The following is a 15,908-nucleotide window of genomic DNA, read 5'->3' as shown; positions in this document are numbered from 1 at the left end:
GAAGTTGGCAAGCTTTAAATAAGGATTATAGGGAGAAGAGGGCATGGCTAGATTTGTCTTTTTAATTATCGTATTTTTTAGTCCATCGATCAGTGCTCAAGATAGAATAATTCAATTTGATCCAGCATTGAATGAAGTCATAGATACCGAGGCATCAATTATGACTTTGTCTAAAGGCCATCGGTGGCTTGAAGGCCCGGCATGGGACAAAAAAAGGCAGAAGTTATATTTTTCAGATGTACCAGAAAATCGGTCCTATCAGTGGTCGACAACTGAGGGCGTAACACCTTTTCTTGATCCAAGTGGGATTGATCCTCGCCAGGCTGCAGGCTTTCGAGAACCAGGTACAAATGGTCTGTATTATTTAGGAGGAGATCGTCTCATGATGGCTAACCATGGTCTCCGCCGTGTGGAAATTCTTAATCTAAAGACCTTAGAGAGATCAGCTGTTGTTGAGACCTATAAGGGGAAAAAATTTAATAGCCCTAACGATATTATACCGACCCAGTCCGGGGGGCTGTATTTTACAGATCCACCTTACGGGTTAGAAGGTGTCTTAACTTCACCTTTAAGAGAGATTGATTTCAGCGGTGTCTATTATCATGGGAACAATGGGCAAACCTCAGTCATAGATAAAGACCTGTCTTTTCCCAACGGTGTGGCTCTCTCTCCTGATCAAAAAATGCTTTACGTGGCTGTCTCTGATCCTAACACGCCGCACTTATACGGTTATAGATTGTCTGAAGAAGGGAAAGTTCAGGAAAAGAAGCTATTGTTTGATATGAAAAGTTATCTTGAGTCAGGGTTGAAAGGTATGCCAGATGGTATGACAATTGCGACCTCAGGGCATATCTTTCTTACCGGCCCTGGGGGTGTCTTTATTCTCTCTCCAGAAGGTAAACCGCTTGGCCAAATTCGCCTGGAGAGTTTATCTGCAAATTGTGCCTTTGGCGAGGATGGGCAGACCCTGTTTATTGCAGCACAAGGCAGGTTGTTGAAAGTTCAGACCAAAGTCAAAGGGTGGTAAGGCATTATGATTGATTTTTTTATAAACCATAGGGCCGTTCTATCAACTGTTTTAGCGGTAATCATACTGTTGGTAATGATTATTCGCTTTCGGATATCACCCTTTCCAGCCTTGTTGACAGCAAGTTTGTTAGCTGGGTTGCTGGCTGGTCTTGGTGTGGATAAAACCCTCTCAGCCGTACAAAATGGTATGGGTGGAACACTTGGGTTCATTGCTGTGGTCGTAGGTCTCGGATCTATGCTTGGGGTTCTTATTCACAAAAGCGGTGGAATAGAACAGCTCTCTAACTTTGTCACCTCCAAGACACCTAAGACTATGTTGGATTGGGTGCTTGCCTTTTTAGGCCTTCTCATTGCTATTCCAGTATTTTTTGATGTGGCTTTGATTATTGTTGCCCCGATCCTCTTTGCTTTGGCTCAGAAAATTCAAAAACCTGTCATGTATCTGGCCTTACCACTCCTAGCTGGATTAGCAACAGCCCATGCTTTTATCCCCCCGACACCTGGTCCGATTGCTGTTGCCAATTTGCTCGGCGCGGAAATCGGTTTAGTGATCTTTTATGGATTTATTTCTGGTCTAGTTGCTGTCACTGTGGCTGGTCCGTTATGGGTGAGATTCGCAGAAAAAATAAAATGGTTGCCTCCAATAGAAGAAAACCGACAGCTTGAGACGAGTGTTTCAAAAGACGAGCCCGGCTCTTATAATTTAGTCGGAAAATGTCTATTCATCATTGCCCTGCCTATGGGGCTAATTTTGGGGGCGAGCCTGATAAAAATGATGAAACTTTCCGGGGTTGGTTTTGATGTGATTTTATTTTTAGGTCACCCCTTTGCAGCCCTATTATTGAGCTGCGCTTTAGCTTATCAGCTGTTTAGGCCAACGACGCTTGAAGGGAAAAATGATTTTAAAAAAGCTATAGAGAGGGCATTGGAGCCTGCAGGAGTGATCATATTGGTCACTGGTGCTGGGGGCGCTTTTAAGCAAATTCTGATTGATACGGGGGCGGGAACAATTATCGCGGATTCTATTATTTCTATAGGGTTCGCTCCCATCGTTGCCGCTTATATTATTGCCGCAGTGGTTCGTATTGCCCAAGGCTCAGCAACAGTTGCGATGATAACAGCCGCAGGCTTCATGGCACCGCTTCTCTCCTCCTTTACCTTAAGCCCTCAAGAAACAGCAATGCTTGTGATTGCGATCGCGGCAGGAGCAACAGGCTTTTCTCATGTAAATGATAGTGGGTTCTGGTTAGTAAGTCGGTATTTTAATCTAACTCCCGTTCAAACGGCCAAGACTTGGACAGTGAGCTCTAGCCTTGTGAGTTTAGCTGGTTTTGGTACATTGTTAATCCTTTATTTTATCGTTTAAGGAGCTCGATCTATGAAACAGTTAGTCCTCATTCTTAGTGTCTGTCTCTTCAGCTTTTTATCTCAGGCTAATGATCAAGTGATCCTTGGAAAAGGCACCAACCTCGCTCACTATATTTCGCAAACCTCAAGAACAGGGGAAGATAGAAGAAACTTTCTCTCTGAGAAAGATATTGCTTACATTGCGTCTCTTGGCTTTGATCATGTGCGGTTACCAATTGATGAAAAACAAATGTGGTTTGAAGATGGTCAGAAGGACGCAGTGGCCTTTCAACTTATGCACAATGTTATCAAGTGGAGTTTACATCATGATTTAAAAGTTGTTATTGATCTTCATATTTTGCGATCGCATCATTTTAATGCCAAAAAGAAACCTCTTTGGACAGATTTAAATGAACAAGAGAAATTTATTAATTTGTGGCGGGACTTATCTGAAGAGTTAAAAAGCTATCCAACAGATAAACTTGTCTACGAGCTAATGAATGAGCCAGTAGCTGACGATCCAGAAGATTGGAATAAGCTGGTACAAAAAGTCTTCTCTGAAATCCGATCCCTAGAAGCGGATCGCTGGATTGTGATTGGGTCAAATCGCTGGCAATCAGCAGATACGTTTGATGAGCTTAAAATTCCAAATGATCGAAAAATCATCTTGAGCTATCACTTTTACGAACCTTTTCTCTTAAGTCATTATAAAACGCCCTGGACTTTTTTAAAGCCCTATGACGGCCCTGTGAATTATCCTGGCCCGATCTTAAAGAAGAAGGATTTTAACGCTCTTCCTTCAGAGCAGCAGGGTATTGTAAAAGACTATGTGGGTAAGAAGTTCGATAAAAAGACTTTACTCAAAATGATGGAAAAGCCATTGGCGAAGGCCAAAAAGTTAGGGCTGCCTCTCTACTGCGGAGAATATGGTGTCTTCTTCACTGTCTCTGAGAAAGATCGATTGGCTTGGTATAAGGATATGATGGAAATTTTCCGAGAGCACCATATCTCTTCTGCAAATTGGAATTATAAAAGTAAGGCGTTTGGTTTTGTTGACGATCAGGGCAAACCAATTCCAGCAATGCGAGATGTCTTACTCGAGAAATAGTAATAGGGGCTTTTCTGATAGAAAGCCCCTTCGTCATCTCAGTCGAAAAAGAAACGCTATTTGTCTAATCGCTTGAGGAATATATTTTTAAATTGAACGGGATGGCTTTCCGATTGTAATGAGAAATAGCCAGTGGACAAAGATAGAGGGAAACCGTTTTCAATCAATCGCTTGGCATCAGGATCTGTCGAATCTAAGACAGCCCCTCCATAGTCAAAGACTTTGTCTCCGTTTATGCTATGCCGGATCACCTTGCCGCCCTTTACTTCTAGTTCAAGATGAACCCATTGGTCGCCGTGATAGGTTTTTGAAGTTGAATTTATACAGTGGTTCTTTTCAAGTTTTCCTTCAATTTCAACATGAGTGCCCGGTGTGCAAATATTGGCTGTGGATCGGTTATCTTTGCCATTGCCGCCAAGCAATTGCACCTCTACAGATACAGGAAAATCTTGATCCACTGCCATACTTTCAGGGTGCTGGCCGTGCAACATAACGCCACTATTTCTATAGGCCCAACCTTCACCGTCCTTTACTTGATCGCCTGTAAAGCGATAGTCTAATTTGAGTTTATAATGGGACAGATTTTCCATGAAAAAGAGGTGGCCAAATCTATTTTTGAAAAGTGTGTAGTTATCATAAGTAACTGTTATGGCTCCGCCTTGAACAGAGAATGTCTGATAGGGGTCTTCGCCAACTTTTGATCCTTTGATTTTTACTGTCCACCCGCTGAGGTCTTTCCCATTAAAAATACTTTCCCATGAATCATCAGTGACGCTAGTGAGGCTGGCAAGGAATAGTCCGACTGTTAAGGATGTACGAATCATTAGAGTTTTCCTTCTTTTAGAAGCCCAACGGCATAATTTGCTGCACGAGCTGAGAGCGCCATATAAGTAAGCGATGGGTTTTGACAAGCACTGGAAGCCATGCTGGCACCGTCTGTTACAAAAAGATTATCAATGTCGTGGGCCTGGTTCCATCCATTGAGAGCCGAAGTTTTGGGGTCTCTGCCCATGCGTGCGGTCCCCATTTCATGAATACTCAATCCTGGTGCTGCAAGATTGTAGCGACCTTGGACATTTTCAAAACCTGCTTGAGTCAGCATGTCCACGGCATCATCCGCTGCAGCCTTCATGATTTTTTTCTCATTCTCACGGAGCGTGCAGTCGATCTTTAATATTGGAATGCCCCATTTGTCTGTTTTATTTGTCAGTGTTATTGTATTGTCCTCGTATGGAAGCATTTCACCGTATCCTCCAAGATGCATTCGCCATTTCCCTGGCTGCTTCAGAGAGGTTTTAAGGTCAGCGCCGACGCCTTCTTGCCAATTGCCCCGCCACCAGGTTGTTCTTGAAGAGCCGCCTTGGAAGCCATAACCTCTGAGAAAGTCTCTGTCATCGTCACCATAATTAACATATCGCGGGATATAGATGCCTGTCGGGCGTCGCCCTTTATAATATCTATCTGTGAAGCCGGAGTGGGATGCATCTGCTCCAAAGTGGAAGATATGATCCATTAAATAACGTCCCACTACACCGCTGCTGTTTGCAATGCCGTTTTTAAAAGTTTCACTCTTGCTGTTAAGCAGAATTTGAGTTGTTGGAATTGTCGAGGCACAAAGGAAAACCATTTTTGCTTTATACGTACCACCAGCCTTTGTATTGCTATCAATAACACGAACACCTGATGCTTTTTTTGTTGTCTCATCATAGATAACACTATGCACAATTTTATCATGGACCATTGTGAGGTTATTCGTTCGCTTAGCTGCAGGCAAAGTGGCACTCAAAGAAGAGAAATACCCACCCCAACTACAGCCTCTTTGACACTCATTTCTGCTTTGACAGAGACCGCGCCCTAACGCCATTTGTTCTTCGGTCGGCTCTGTCAGATGCGCACAGCGGCCCATAATTAAATTTCGTCCCGGGAAATTCTCTTCAATTTTTTCTTTTGCAAATTTTTCAAGGACTGTAAATTCATGAGGCTTTTGAAAAACGCCATCAGGAAGATTGTCTAGACCGTCTTTGTTTCCCGAAATGCCAGCAAATTCTTCCACATAGTCATACCACGGGGCAAGGTCGTCATACCTAATAGGCCAGTCACACCCATATCCATCTTTCTTGTTACTCTCAAAATCTTTAGCAGCCCAGCGGTAACTTTGGCGGTGCCATAAGAGGGATTTACCACCAGAATGATACCCTCGGATCCAATCGAAAGGCGCATCTTTGGCCTGCTCGTATGGGTTTTCCTTGTCATTCACAAAAAACTGACTAGTCCCATCATAAAAAGCATAGCATTTTTTTTGGATCTCATGATTTTCTTCAACCTCTTCCTCTTTCAGGCGGCCTCGAAGATCAAACTCCCAAGGGGCACGGCCTTCACCTGGATAGTCAACACCATGTTCAACTTGGCGGCCTCTTTCAACAAGAAGGACTTTCAATCCTTTCTCACATAATTCTTTAGTAACCCAACCACCAGAAACACCAGATCCAACAACAATCGCATCAAATTCTTCAGTCATGACCGCCTCCTTAATACCACGCTTTGCCAATGTCAGATAAAGCGATGTCCCCTTGGAAAGGCCCAGGGACATATTCATAGCCCAGCTCTTCACTAGCACCAGCCTCACTGCTGTAATAACTTGCTAAAATTAATCCCTTTAACTCACGAAATTGGTTCTTCTCTTCCACTGAGAGAGGACCGCTTTCTGAGTAGGCGTTTTTATCTAAGGTGCCCAATTGACGGATTGTCCCAGATGCCATCCGTTGATCTACAAGTAAATCAATGGCGTTTACGAGAGCAGTGCGCCTTTCCGTACTTGCCCAGTTGTACAATAGATGCTCGATGAACTCGGGAGCCTTAACATCCAGTGCGCCGGGCGATTCTGTTGTAGGGATCATATGACCACACGTAGTTCTAAGCGCCTTTTTTTGCTCTTCTGTGAGGAAAGATTCGTAGGTCTCTCCCTGAACAGCAGTCCAAGTCGCGGCAATTGATTGAGGCGTTAAACTAACGCCTAAGAGGGCGCTTAAACCTACAAGTGCCTTTCTACGAGTAATCATTGATTGTCCTTTCTAATCGTTAAGGATTATGGTTTTGCTTTCGTTGTGCTTTTTCTTACAATCAGTTCGTAAGGGAGAGTTAAGCTTTCCACGGATTGTCCTTGTTGTGAAATCATCTCAAAAAGCATTTCTACAGCATGTTGTCCAAAATGAGCATTAGGTTGACGAATGGTTGTGAGCGGCGGGTCCATAAATCTCGAGAAATTAAGATTATCAAAGCCTGCGACAGAGATATCATCAGGCACTCTTAAACCTTGATTACGAATTTCGTGAATTGCGCCGATCGCCATTTCATCATTAAAACAAAAAATTGCAGTTGGCCTTACTTCATGAGCGAGCAGTTTTCCAGCAGCAATTGCACCAGATTCCATCGAATAATCACCACGCTCCATAAGAGACTCGATTATGTCTATCTTCTGTTCTTTAAGGCCGTCAAGGTAGCCACTTAGGCGTTGCTCAGTAATGGGGCTGCCATCTGGTCCCATAATGGCTGCAATTCTGTTATGCCCTAAATCGGCAAAGTGAGAAATAATGGCTTTTGCGGCGCCATTATTATCCAGTCTTATGACTGGCATGCTGCCGTCGGTGACGCAGTCACAAATATTAACAATAGGGACTGTTGCATGACGGATGTTATCGATAAGTGGATTGCGCGCTGCAAGCTGAATAATGCCATCGGCTTGGTTGGTAAAGACCATATTGGCTAATTCTTGTTCTGTTGCCAAATCGTTGGCTGTATTCCCTAAGATGACATTATAGCCTTTTTTCTTCGCCTGGGTTTGAATGCCGCTAATAATCTTTGAAAAGAACGGATTAGAGACATCAGGAACCAAAACCAAGATAGCAAATGACTTCTTGTTTCTAAATTTGACAGCCATCATGTTGGGTTGATAACCGACTTCCTCAGCCGCCGTGATGACTTTTTTTCGGGTCGATTCAGAAACCATGTCGGGTTTCTGAAGGGCTCGGGAAACAGTAGCTACTGAAACCCCAGCCAACTTAGAAACCTGTCGGATCGTAGTCATAATTATGCCTGTGCTTCAGATGAAGCCTCATTGCCAGTATCGCTTTCAGAAGCACTTTCATCTTTAAAGATAAGGGCAAAAAGTAGGGCGATTAGGGCAGCGAGTATGCAAGGCACCCACCAGATAGAGACCCAGTCTTTGACACCGTCTGTAGTGAAAGTATCCACCACACGGCCCGAAAGGCTAGACCCAATTGCCAGGCCTACACCGTAAGTGATCAAAGCGATAAAGCCTTGGGCGCTGGCACGAATTTTCTTGTCGGCTTTCTTGTCCACATAGATTTGTCCTGTGACGAAAAAGAAGTCATAGCAAATGCCGTGAAGGAGAATTCCACCGTATATCATCCAAGCCAGTCCATCCATATCGCCGACTGCAAAGAAAGCATATCGAACAACCCAGGCTAACATGCCGATTAAAAGCATCCATTTAACCCCTAGACGACGGAAGAAAAACGGCATCAGGACCATGAAGACAACTTCAGAAACCTGTCCTAGGCTCATGGTGGCCGCAACGCCTTCCATTCCAATCTCGTTGAGATAGAGGTTTGTAAAAGCATAATAAAAGGCAAGCGGGATTGAGATCAATAGACTGCAAAGTGCAAAAATAGCGAAAGAGCGATCTTTTAGAAGTGTTAGTGCATCAAGCCCTAGGATGTCTTTTATTGTAACGGATGCTCCCTTATTAGAGGCTGGTGTGTTGGGCAGTGTGAAGCTAAATAATCCAAGAAGGATTGAAGCGGCAGCAGCCATTTTCATGGGGACAGACGTCGCTTCAACATTGTCAATGCGATTAGCAAGAATGAATGTAATGGCAAGACCTGCGACGATCCAGCCCACTGTTCCCCAAACACGCACTCTAGGAAATTGAGTGTCAGGGCTTTCCATTTGATTAAAAGACACTGTGTTGACCAGTGCTAAAGTCGGCATGTAGCAGGCATTATAAAAAAGAAGTCCAAGAATGATTGAACCTGCTGTTGTCATGTCTGAAACATAATATAGCGTTACGCCGCCCACGAGATGCAAGACAGCCATGACTTTTTCGCTTGCGAAATACCGATCAGCAACCATGCCAATAAAAAAGGGAGAGATAATAGCGCCAATATTATTCATCAGATAGGCTGTGCCAATATCTGTCCCGCTGAAATTAATCCCTGAAAGATAAGTTCCTAGAGTAACAAACCATGCGCCCCAGATAAAAAACTGTAAGAACATCATAGTGCTGAGTTGAGCATAAAGTTTCGAATTCATAATTTTCCCTCCAATTAAAGTAGGCAATGGCCTTCTTTAAGAAATTTCCCTGTGCAGAGACTACTCTTTGTATAAAGGCTTGACAAGTAAAAATGTAACCGGTTACATTAACTCTAGGGAAATTAGAGAGTGAGCAATAGGATGAAGTTAGGGTTTGTCAGTGCAATTTTAGACGACATGTCGTTTGAAGAAGTCATAGATTTTGCAGCAAAGAATAAATTTGACTGTGTTGAGGTCATGTGCTGGCCTCCGGGGGATGCTGAGCGCAAATATGCTGGCGTTACACATATTGATGTCAGTGACTTTACAGCAGAAAAGGCTGATTATTATGTTCAATATGCACGTTCTAAAGAGGTGGAAATAAGCTCGCTTGGTTATTATCCAAACCCTTTGTGCCCTGACGAGGAGGAATCACAAGTCTATGTGGATCACCTTTATAAACTGATTGATGCTTCTGTTCAGATGGGGATCAATATGGTGACAACTTTCATTGGTAATGACTGGCAGAAAACAATTGATGAAAATTGGCCACGATTTAAAAAAATCTGGGGGCCGATTCTTGATTATGCTTACAAGAAAGATGTAAAGATTGGCATAGAAAATTGCGCCATGTATTTCACTGATGATGAATGGCCAAACGGCAAGAATTTAGCCCGTAGCCCACAAATTTGGCGCCGCATGTTTAAAGAATTTCCCACAAAGAATTTCGGCTTAAATTATGATCCTTCCCATTTAGCTTGGATGCAGATGGATCACTTGAAGCCCTTGGATGAGTTTATGGACCGTTTTCATCATGCTCATGCAAAAGACGTTAAAGTTGATCATGACCGTCTCGATGAGGTTGGAACAATGGCAAACCCTCTTGAATATCATGACCCAAGAATACCGGGACGCGGTGATATTGACTGGGAAGAATATGTCGCGGCTTTATACGCAAAAGGCTTTGATGGATATTTTTGTATCGAGGTGGAGGATAGTGATTATGAAGAATCGCTAGAGCGTCGCCAGCAGGCAATTATTGAGAGCGGCCAACACTTAAGACAATTCATGAAGTAATACTGATTTATAGAGCGGAGGGAGATCCCACATGACACAAATACAGAGACGGCAGTTTATAGCCTCCTTAGGAGCAGCAGCAACGGCTTTAGCTATGCCAAATTCAGCTCTCGCAGGACATCATGAAAAGCTGAAAAAAATTGGAGTTCAACTCTATACAGTTAGAAACCTTATGGCCGAGAGTGTTGAGAAAACTATAAAAGGGATCGCCGCCCTTGGTTTTGATGAAGTTGAAACAGCAGGTTATTTTGGGAAAAGCGCCAAAGACTTTAGCATGATTTTAAAAGACAATGGGTTAACAGCTCCCTCAGCTCATATGGATGTAAATCTTTTCATTAAGGACCCATATTCCTTTGTAGATTATGCAGCTGAGGTAGGGCATGACTATGTGGTTCTAGCGTGGTTGCCGCCACAGTTACGTACTCTTGATGGCTATAAAGGTGTATTTGAGAAACTTAATAAGGTTGCTGAGCGTACCAAGGCTGCTGGCATGCAAATGCTTTACCATAATCATGAGTTTGAATTTGAAACAGTCGATGGTGTGGTGCCCTATGAAATGCTTCTAGAAAGTACAGATTCAGATCTTGTTCAATTGGAACTTGATCTTTATTGGTGCGCTGTTGCAGGCGTTGATCCCCTTGAATATATCAATCGCTATCCGGGACGGGTCCCTGCGGTACATGTAAAAGATAGAAGCGCTGACAATCAAATGGTCAGTGTTGGAAAAGGGACTATTGACTTTAAGACGGTTTTCCAAGCGTCTAAGAAAGCCGGATTGAAGCATTATTTTGTCGAGCACGATAATCCTTCAGATGCTATGGCAAGCATTGCTTCCTCTATTAAACACCTGAGAAATTTAACTTTTTAACGGCCCCTGCTACTCTGTGGGAGGAGGGCAGAGCAAGGATTAGTGCCAATAGACTGCCGATATGATCGGCAGAATATTTCGGCGGCTTCTTTATCGCCCCTGCGTCAAAGAAGAGATACTAATCCTTGTGTCGTCCTCACAAGAGGGTATCCCTGATTCACGAGGCCTTGTCAGGTCACTGCTTTTATAACTAATGTACGAGAATAATTCGAATGTCATTCACATTGGTGTCTGTTGGCCCTGTTATAACTAAACCGTCAATCTCATCAAAAAATGTATAGCTATCTTTGTGCTTAATATATTGTGAGGCGTTAAGCTTTTGCGTCTTAATTGTTTCTACAAGGTCAGGTGTTAAAAGTGCCCCCGCCTCACCGGTGCCATCTTTACCGTCAGTATCACAGGCGAGTGCATAGTATGGATTGTTGATAGACAGCTGGCTGTAGAGACTTAGAAGATATTCTGTATTTGGGCCGCCTCTTCCAGTTGCAGGACCTAAGATAGCAGTGAGTTCCCCGCCTGAGATAAAAGCGATCGGTTTCCTTAGGTTTCCTTCCCTGAGATTGACCTTTTTCTTAGCGATGTGATAGGTGATGAGATTGGCATGTTCTGTTGCTGTTTCAATAGCATCGCCCTTCAGATCATATCCCAGATTGTGGATCGTATATCCTAGCTGACGAAGCTGCTCTTCAACGGCGTTTAGGGCAACGCGTGCACTCGCGATAAGAGAGTAGTGCGTATTCACATTTTTTGAATGGGAAATTTCCCGCTCTAAAATTGCGTCTCTTACTGCAGAAGGAAGAGAGATTTGATAGTTATTCAAGATCTTTTCAACAGAGTTTTTGGGTGTCAGAGTGTGATGGGTTGGACCCGAGGCGATATAGACGGGATCATCACCAACCACGTCTGAAATTGCCAGAGTGAGCACCTCTGCAGGAGCGGCTTGTGATGCTAACCGGCCGCCTTTGATCTCTGAGCAATGCTGCCTAACTGTGTTAATCTCTTGAATGGATGCACCGCAGGCAAGAAGTTGCTGGGTTAATTTGATTTTGTCTTCTAGTGAAATGCCCTGACACGGGGCTGGTAATAAGGCAGAAGCCCCCCCAGACAGCAAAACAATAAGACGATCCCCTTCTTTCAAGGACGTAGCAAGCTCTAGAGCTCTTATGGCTGCGCTTTGTCCAGCGGCATTTGGAATAGGATGGCTCGCTGTAATTTGCTCAAACTGTGAAAGAACCGATAAAGTTGGGTCTGGCGAATAATGACTGATGAGAAGCCCTTCGAATGGGCCTTTATACGCATTTGCAAAAACTTCAGCCATCTGTACGGAGGCTTTGCCTGCTGCAACAACCAGAGTTCGCCCTTTTATGGGGGAGGGGATATAAGAGGGAAGGCAGCGTGTTGGGTGAACAGCTGTAACAGCTGTTTCATATAAAGAGAGAAGGGTTTTGCGAGTGATTTGCACCTCTATGAGTCCTTTGGGGATGTGGCTTCAAGTTCCTTCTGACTTCTAAAGCCTGAAAAATACATAAGGATGAATACGCCAGTATTTGAGAGCTGATTCAAAAGCGTGTTGGCTAAAAAGATGCCCGCTACGGCCGCCTCTGGAGAGGGAACGAAATCTGCCAGTGATACAGCTAAGCCTAAGAGGATGAGTTCCTTATTGGGCGTAAAAGGAATGCGTGTAATCATCATTTTTGTTGTTACAAAGCCAACCCATACGGCAAGAGGAACCTCAGGAAGTATCAAAGACCACTGCAGCACTTGCAGACTTTCGAATAGTATAAGGCGGCCTATATGAATGCTAGTAATTCTACTAATTTCGGGCGCTTTAATTTTAAGGAGGCGGCGGCCAAAGAGGAGGAGAAGGATGACGATCATAATGCTAAAGATCATGACACCGCCAACATATTCAACTCCTTCTGGCAAGGTGTTCAAGAGGTCATCAAAATCGCCCATAAGCCAAAAGCCGATAAGGAAGAATAAAGCCAGAGTAGAAGACGACGCGCCAGAGAGGAGTGTGTTATCTTTTATCAATGAAGCTGATAGCTTATGATCTTGTTTGACATTGTTGCGAGCCCAAAAATATAGATAAGCTTCACCGCTGTAACCTAAAACAACATCATTTAAGGCTTGCTTGCGCATTAGAGCGGGGAGAAAACGTTGAGGAGCCGAAAAAAGGGTCAGCCAGTGTCTCCTGTATATGAAGGATTCACTGAGCGGTAATAAAATAAAATTGATCGCAAAGAGGCAGTAAAAAAGAGGATGGGTTGGTAAGTTGTTAAATATCGTCTCCCAGCCCATGGTTGATAATTTAGAAAACACATAAAAGCATAGGCTGCAGATCATGGCGAGTTGTAATAAGGAACCGACCTTTTTTGTCAGATCCTTCGGTAATTTTTCAAGCATGTGTTTCATCTCAAAAGTCTATTCAAAGAATAATATCAACGCAACAGCTTTCCCAAATGCTTTCGATAGTGAATTGAGAAGCGCAAGCTCCTTAACTTAAAAGGGACCTGTAATGCCCTAAAACCTGCCCCAGAACGCTATCCCAGTGGAATTCCTCACTGCGCTTGACGCTATGACTTGAGAATTTTTTACGAGTATTTGGATCTGTTATTAAGACTTCAATTCTATCAGCATATTCTGTAGCTGTATTCTTATGGGCAAGAAACCCAGTTTCACCATCTACCACAAGAAATTTACTACCAGAAGCATTCGCACAGACTTGAGGCACTGCAGAAGCCATGGCTTCTAGAGTGACATTGCCAAAAGTTTCTGTTTCAGAGGGGTTAAAGAAAATGTCTGAACTGGCATAGGTTCTGGCTAAGTCTGCGCCTGTCTGAAAGCCAACAAAATGTGCATAGGGCATGCGTTGGTGAAACCATGCTTTTTTCGGGCCCTCTCCTGCGACCACCACTTTAAACTCGAGGCCTCTCTTCCTGAGTATATTCATTGTATCAGCAAATACTTGAAGGCCCTTTTCTAGCACGATTCTACCCACAAAACTAATTACACAGTCATTTGCAGAAAATCCCTGCGAGAGACGCCATTTTTCGTCTCGGTTGTTTGGCGAATATTGCTCTAAATCAATACCCCGTGTCCATGTTTTCATTGGGACTGTCACACCTGTAGGCCTTAAGACATCCTCCATGCAGGGTGTTGGGATGAAGATTTCATTACATGTATTGTATATTTTAGCAATTTTGCGAGACATCATCCCTTCGACCCAGCCAAGTTTATAGTAAGACATATAAGTCTCAAACCGTGTGTGAACACTGGCAACCACTGGCAGGCCTCGCTTTGTTGCATATTTGATGGCTTTCTGACTGGCCCAATCAGGAGAAGATATGTGAATGATATCTGGGGCAAATTCATCCAGATTGGCAATGATCTCTTTTGGGAGACGGAAGGCAATTCGATATTCTTTTCTTGTCGGTATGGGCCATGACGGGATACTGATTAAAGTCCCCGCTGGTTCAAAAGCTGGTGTCTTGGAGGTGGGAGAATAAACACGCACCTCAACTCCTTGCTTTTCAAGATAGGCAACAAGTTTATTGAGCGCTTGATTTGCGCCGTCTTTTACATAGTTGTAATTACCAGAAAATAAGGCAATTTTTAACTTTGATGCAGGCATGTAAGTTTCACTCCATTAAAATTGACATATGAATATGTCTCTTAATCATGACAATATTGTGAACTTATTAATTTTCCGCTTAAACCATACTCCTCCTATGTTGTATAGATAATCTTTAATGAAGGGAATGTTTTATGGACTGTTTAAAAGTGGCTGCCGCTCAGCTTGCTCCTATTTGGGGTGATCGTGTGAAAACGACAGAGAAAATCGTAACAGCGATTTCTGAAGCAGCTTCAAATGGTGCAAGTCTCGTCGCATTTGGAGAGGGGCTTCTACCAGGATATCCTTTTTGGCTCAGTGACACTCATGCCTCAAAATTTGAGGATCAAGCGCAAAAAGAAATTCACTCCCATTATATGGATCAGGCCGTTTCCATTACGCGGGGTGACCTTCACCCCATTCAGGCGGTTTGTGCGGAAAAATCTATTGCTTGTTATTTGGGACTAATCGAACGGGCTGAAGATCGTGGATTTCATAGCCTCTATTGTACTCTTGCCTATATAGATCAAGAAGGACACCTTCAGTCCACACAAAGAAAATTAATGCCAACATATGAAGAACGTCTGGCTTGGTCCATCGGTGATGGCAATGGACTGAAAGTGCATGATATAGGTGCCTTTAAAGTTGGGGGACTAAATTGTTGGGAGAATTGGATGCCGCTTGCTCGAGCTAGTTTATATGCGCAGGGAGAAAGTTTACATATTGCTTCTTGGCCTGGAGGGAGTCATAACACCAAAGACCTTACGCCAGTTATAGCGAAAGAGGGACGGTCGTTTGTCCTTTCTGTTTCTGGTGTCATGCGTCCCAGCGATTACCCGAAAACCACCCCGCATTATGATCTATTGACCAAAACATCCAAAGCAATAATGGCAAACGGTGGCAGTTGTATCGCCGCACCCAATGGGCACTGGCTCGTTGCCCCGATTGGATCTGACGAAGAGATCATATATGCAGATATAGATGCAGGTCTCGTAAGGCAAGAACGGCAGAATTTTGATAGCTCAGGGCATTATAGCCGCCCAGATGTCTTTGAACTAAAGGTGAATAGAAAGCGTCAAACCATTACCACGTTTGAAGACTAAGTGATTATCTATAGTGAGTGAGGAGGGCATCTATGGGCAGATAGATAGCCCCAAGGCGACCAGGATGATCTTTTGCAGCTTCTAGATACTGCATTTTCGTAAAATCACCTTCCAAGACTGTTTCCCACTCAACTTTTTTACCATCCCGTAGCATTGCGTCCATATGGTCTTTTAGAATGATGAGATGATCAAGACTGAGATGGATGAGTTTAGGACCGATGATCGCGGCTGAAGCTTGACCAAGGGCGCAGGCTTTTACGTCCCACCCAAAATCTAAAATATCTCCTGTATCCGAGAGCTTAAGATCCAAAGCCAATGAACTACCGCATATGCGACTGCGACGGTCAATTGTTTTGTCTGGGTTCTCCAATCTAACTTGATTTGGAATTTGTAAAGTCAGGCGGAGGATGTCTTTCGTATACAATTTGGACATAGGTATCTCTAAGGGTGAAA

15 protein-coding genes are annotated in these 15,908 nt (G+C 43.6%); 6 read left to right on the top strand and 9 right to left on the bottom strand.

Annotated features, from left to right (window positions below; translation table 11 throughout):
• The first annotated feature begins 43 nt into the window (after positions 1-43).
• From QGN29_RS14245 to QGN29_RS14235, 3 genes are read left to right on the top strand one after another with little or no spacing between them, the layout of a single operon-like run.
• Entirely contained in the window at positions 44-1,027 is a 984-nt protein-coding gene (locus QGN29_RS14245; protein WP_310798546.1) for an SMP-30/gluconolactonase/LRE family protein, read from the top strand.
• Between the two features lie 6 nt (positions 1,028-1,033).
• Entirely contained in the window at positions 1,034-2,395 is a 1,362-nt protein-coding gene (locus QGN29_RS14240; RefSeq protein ID WP_310798545.1) for a GntP family permease, read from the top strand.
• A gap of 12 nt (positions 2,396-2,407) precedes the next feature.
• Entirely contained in the window at positions 2,408-3,484 is a 1,077-nt protein-coding gene (locus tag QGN29_RS14235; RefSeq protein WP_310798544.1) for a glycoside hydrolase family 5 protein, read from the top strand.
• A 56-nt stretch (positions 3,485-3,540) separates the two neighbouring features.
• Here the strand turns inward: QGN29_RS14235 and QGN29_RS14230 are convergent, their stop codons facing one another.
• The 5 genes from QGN29_RS14230 to QGN29_RS14210 are packed head-to-tail and all read right to left on the bottom strand — an operon-like array spanning position 3,541 to position 8,815.
• Complete coding sequence (locus QGN29_RS14230; RefSeq protein WP_310798543.1) at positions 3,541-4,308, bottom strand: 3-keto-disaccharide hydrolase; 768 nt, start codon at positions 4,306-4,308, stop codon at positions 3,541-3,543.
• Complete coding sequence (locus tag QGN29_RS14225; protein WP_310798542.1) at positions 4,308-6,002, bottom strand: GMC oxidoreductase; 1,695 nt, start codon at positions 6,000-6,002, stop codon at positions 4,308-4,310. The genes QGN29_RS14230 and QGN29_RS14225 overlap by 1 nt, the downstream gene beginning before the upstream one ends.
• A gap of 10 nt (positions 6,003-6,012) precedes the next feature.
• On the bottom strand, positions 6,013-6,543 hold the full coding sequence (locus QGN29_RS14220; RefSeq protein ID WP_310798541.1) for a gluconate 2-dehydrogenase subunit 3 family protein: 531 nt from the start codon (positions 6,541-6,543) through the stop codon (positions 6,013-6,015).
• A 26-nt stretch (positions 6,544-6,569) separates the two neighbouring features.
• Positions 6,570-7,568 carry a LacI family DNA-binding transcriptional regulator gene (locus tag QGN29_RS14215; RefSeq protein WP_310798540.1) on the bottom strand — a complete coding sequence of 333 codons (999 nt, stop codon included), beginning with the start codon at positions 7,566-7,568 and terminating at the stop codon, positions 6,570-6,572.
• Between the two features lie 2 nt (positions 7,569-7,570).
• Positions 7,571-8,815, bottom strand: coding sequence for a nucleoside permease (locus tag QGN29_RS14210; RefSeq protein WP_310798539.1), 1,245 nt, complete (start codon positions 8,813-8,815; stop codon positions 7,571-7,573).
• 141 nt (positions 8,816-8,956) lie between these two features.
• Here QGN29_RS14210 and QGN29_RS14205 point away from each other — a divergent pair, with 141 nt between their 5' ends.
• Positions 8,957-9,871 carry a sugar phosphate isomerase/epimerase family protein gene (locus QGN29_RS14205; protein ID WP_310798538.1) on the top strand — a complete coding sequence of 305 codons (915 nt, stop codon included), beginning with the start codon at positions 8,957-8,959 and terminating at the stop codon, positions 9,869-9,871.
• A gap of 31 nt (positions 9,872-9,902) precedes the next feature.
• Positions 9,903-10,739, top strand: a complete 837-nt coding sequence (locus tag QGN29_RS14200) for a sugar phosphate isomerase/epimerase family protein (protein ID WP_310798537.1) — start codon at positions 9,903-9,905, stop codon at positions 10,737-10,739.
• A gap of 190 nt (positions 10,740-10,929) precedes the next feature.
• Here QGN29_RS14200 and QGN29_RS14195 read toward each other — a convergent pair whose 3' ends face one another.
• The 3 genes from QGN29_RS14195 to QGN29_RS14185 all read right to left on the bottom strand — a co-directional run bounded on the left by QGN29_RS14195 (position 10,930) and on the right by QGN29_RS14185 (position 14,373).
• A complete protein-coding gene (locus QGN29_RS14195) occupies positions 10,930-12,201 on the bottom strand; it encodes a glycerate kinase type-2 family protein (RefSeq protein ID WP_310798536.1) in 1,272 nt (423 codons plus the stop codon).
• Between the two features lie 2 nt (positions 12,202-12,203).
• On the bottom strand, positions 12,204-13,145 hold the full coding sequence (locus tag QGN29_RS14190) for a hypothetical protein (RefSeq protein WP_310798535.1): 942 nt from the start codon (positions 13,143-13,145) through the stop codon (positions 12,204-12,206).
• 91 nt (positions 13,146-13,236) lie between these two features.
• Positions 13,237-14,373: a glycosyltransferase family 4 protein gene (locus QGN29_RS14185; protein ID WP_310798534.1), complete on the bottom strand. Its 1,137-nt coding sequence runs from the start codon at positions 14,371-14,373 to the stop codon at positions 13,237-13,239.
• 134 nt (positions 14,374-14,507) lie between these two features.
• On the opposite strand from QGN29_RS14185, the gene QGN29_RS14180 reads away from it, so the two are divergent.
• Complete coding sequence (locus QGN29_RS14180) at positions 14,508-15,455, top strand: carbon-nitrogen hydrolase family protein (protein ID WP_310798533.1); 948 nt, start codon at positions 14,508-14,510, stop codon at positions 15,453-15,455.
• A gap of 4 nt (positions 15,456-15,459) precedes the next feature.
• On the opposite strand, the gene QGN29_RS14175 is transcribed toward QGN29_RS14180, so the two are convergent.
• Complete coding sequence (locus tag QGN29_RS14175; RefSeq protein ID WP_310798532.1) at positions 15,460-15,888, bottom strand: iron-sulfur cluster assembly scaffold protein; 429 nt, start codon at positions 15,886-15,888, stop codon at positions 15,460-15,462.
• Positions 15,889-15,908 lie beyond the last annotated feature (20 nt).

The sequence above is a fragment of the Temperatibacter marinus genome, assembly GCF_031598375.1.
GTDB lineage: Bacteria > Pseudomonadota > Alphaproteobacteria > Sphingomonadales > Kordiimonadaceae > Temperatibacter > Temperatibacter marinus.
Note: the sequence above shows the minus strand (reverse complement) of the source record. Positions and strands in the feature narration are given on the sequence as shown.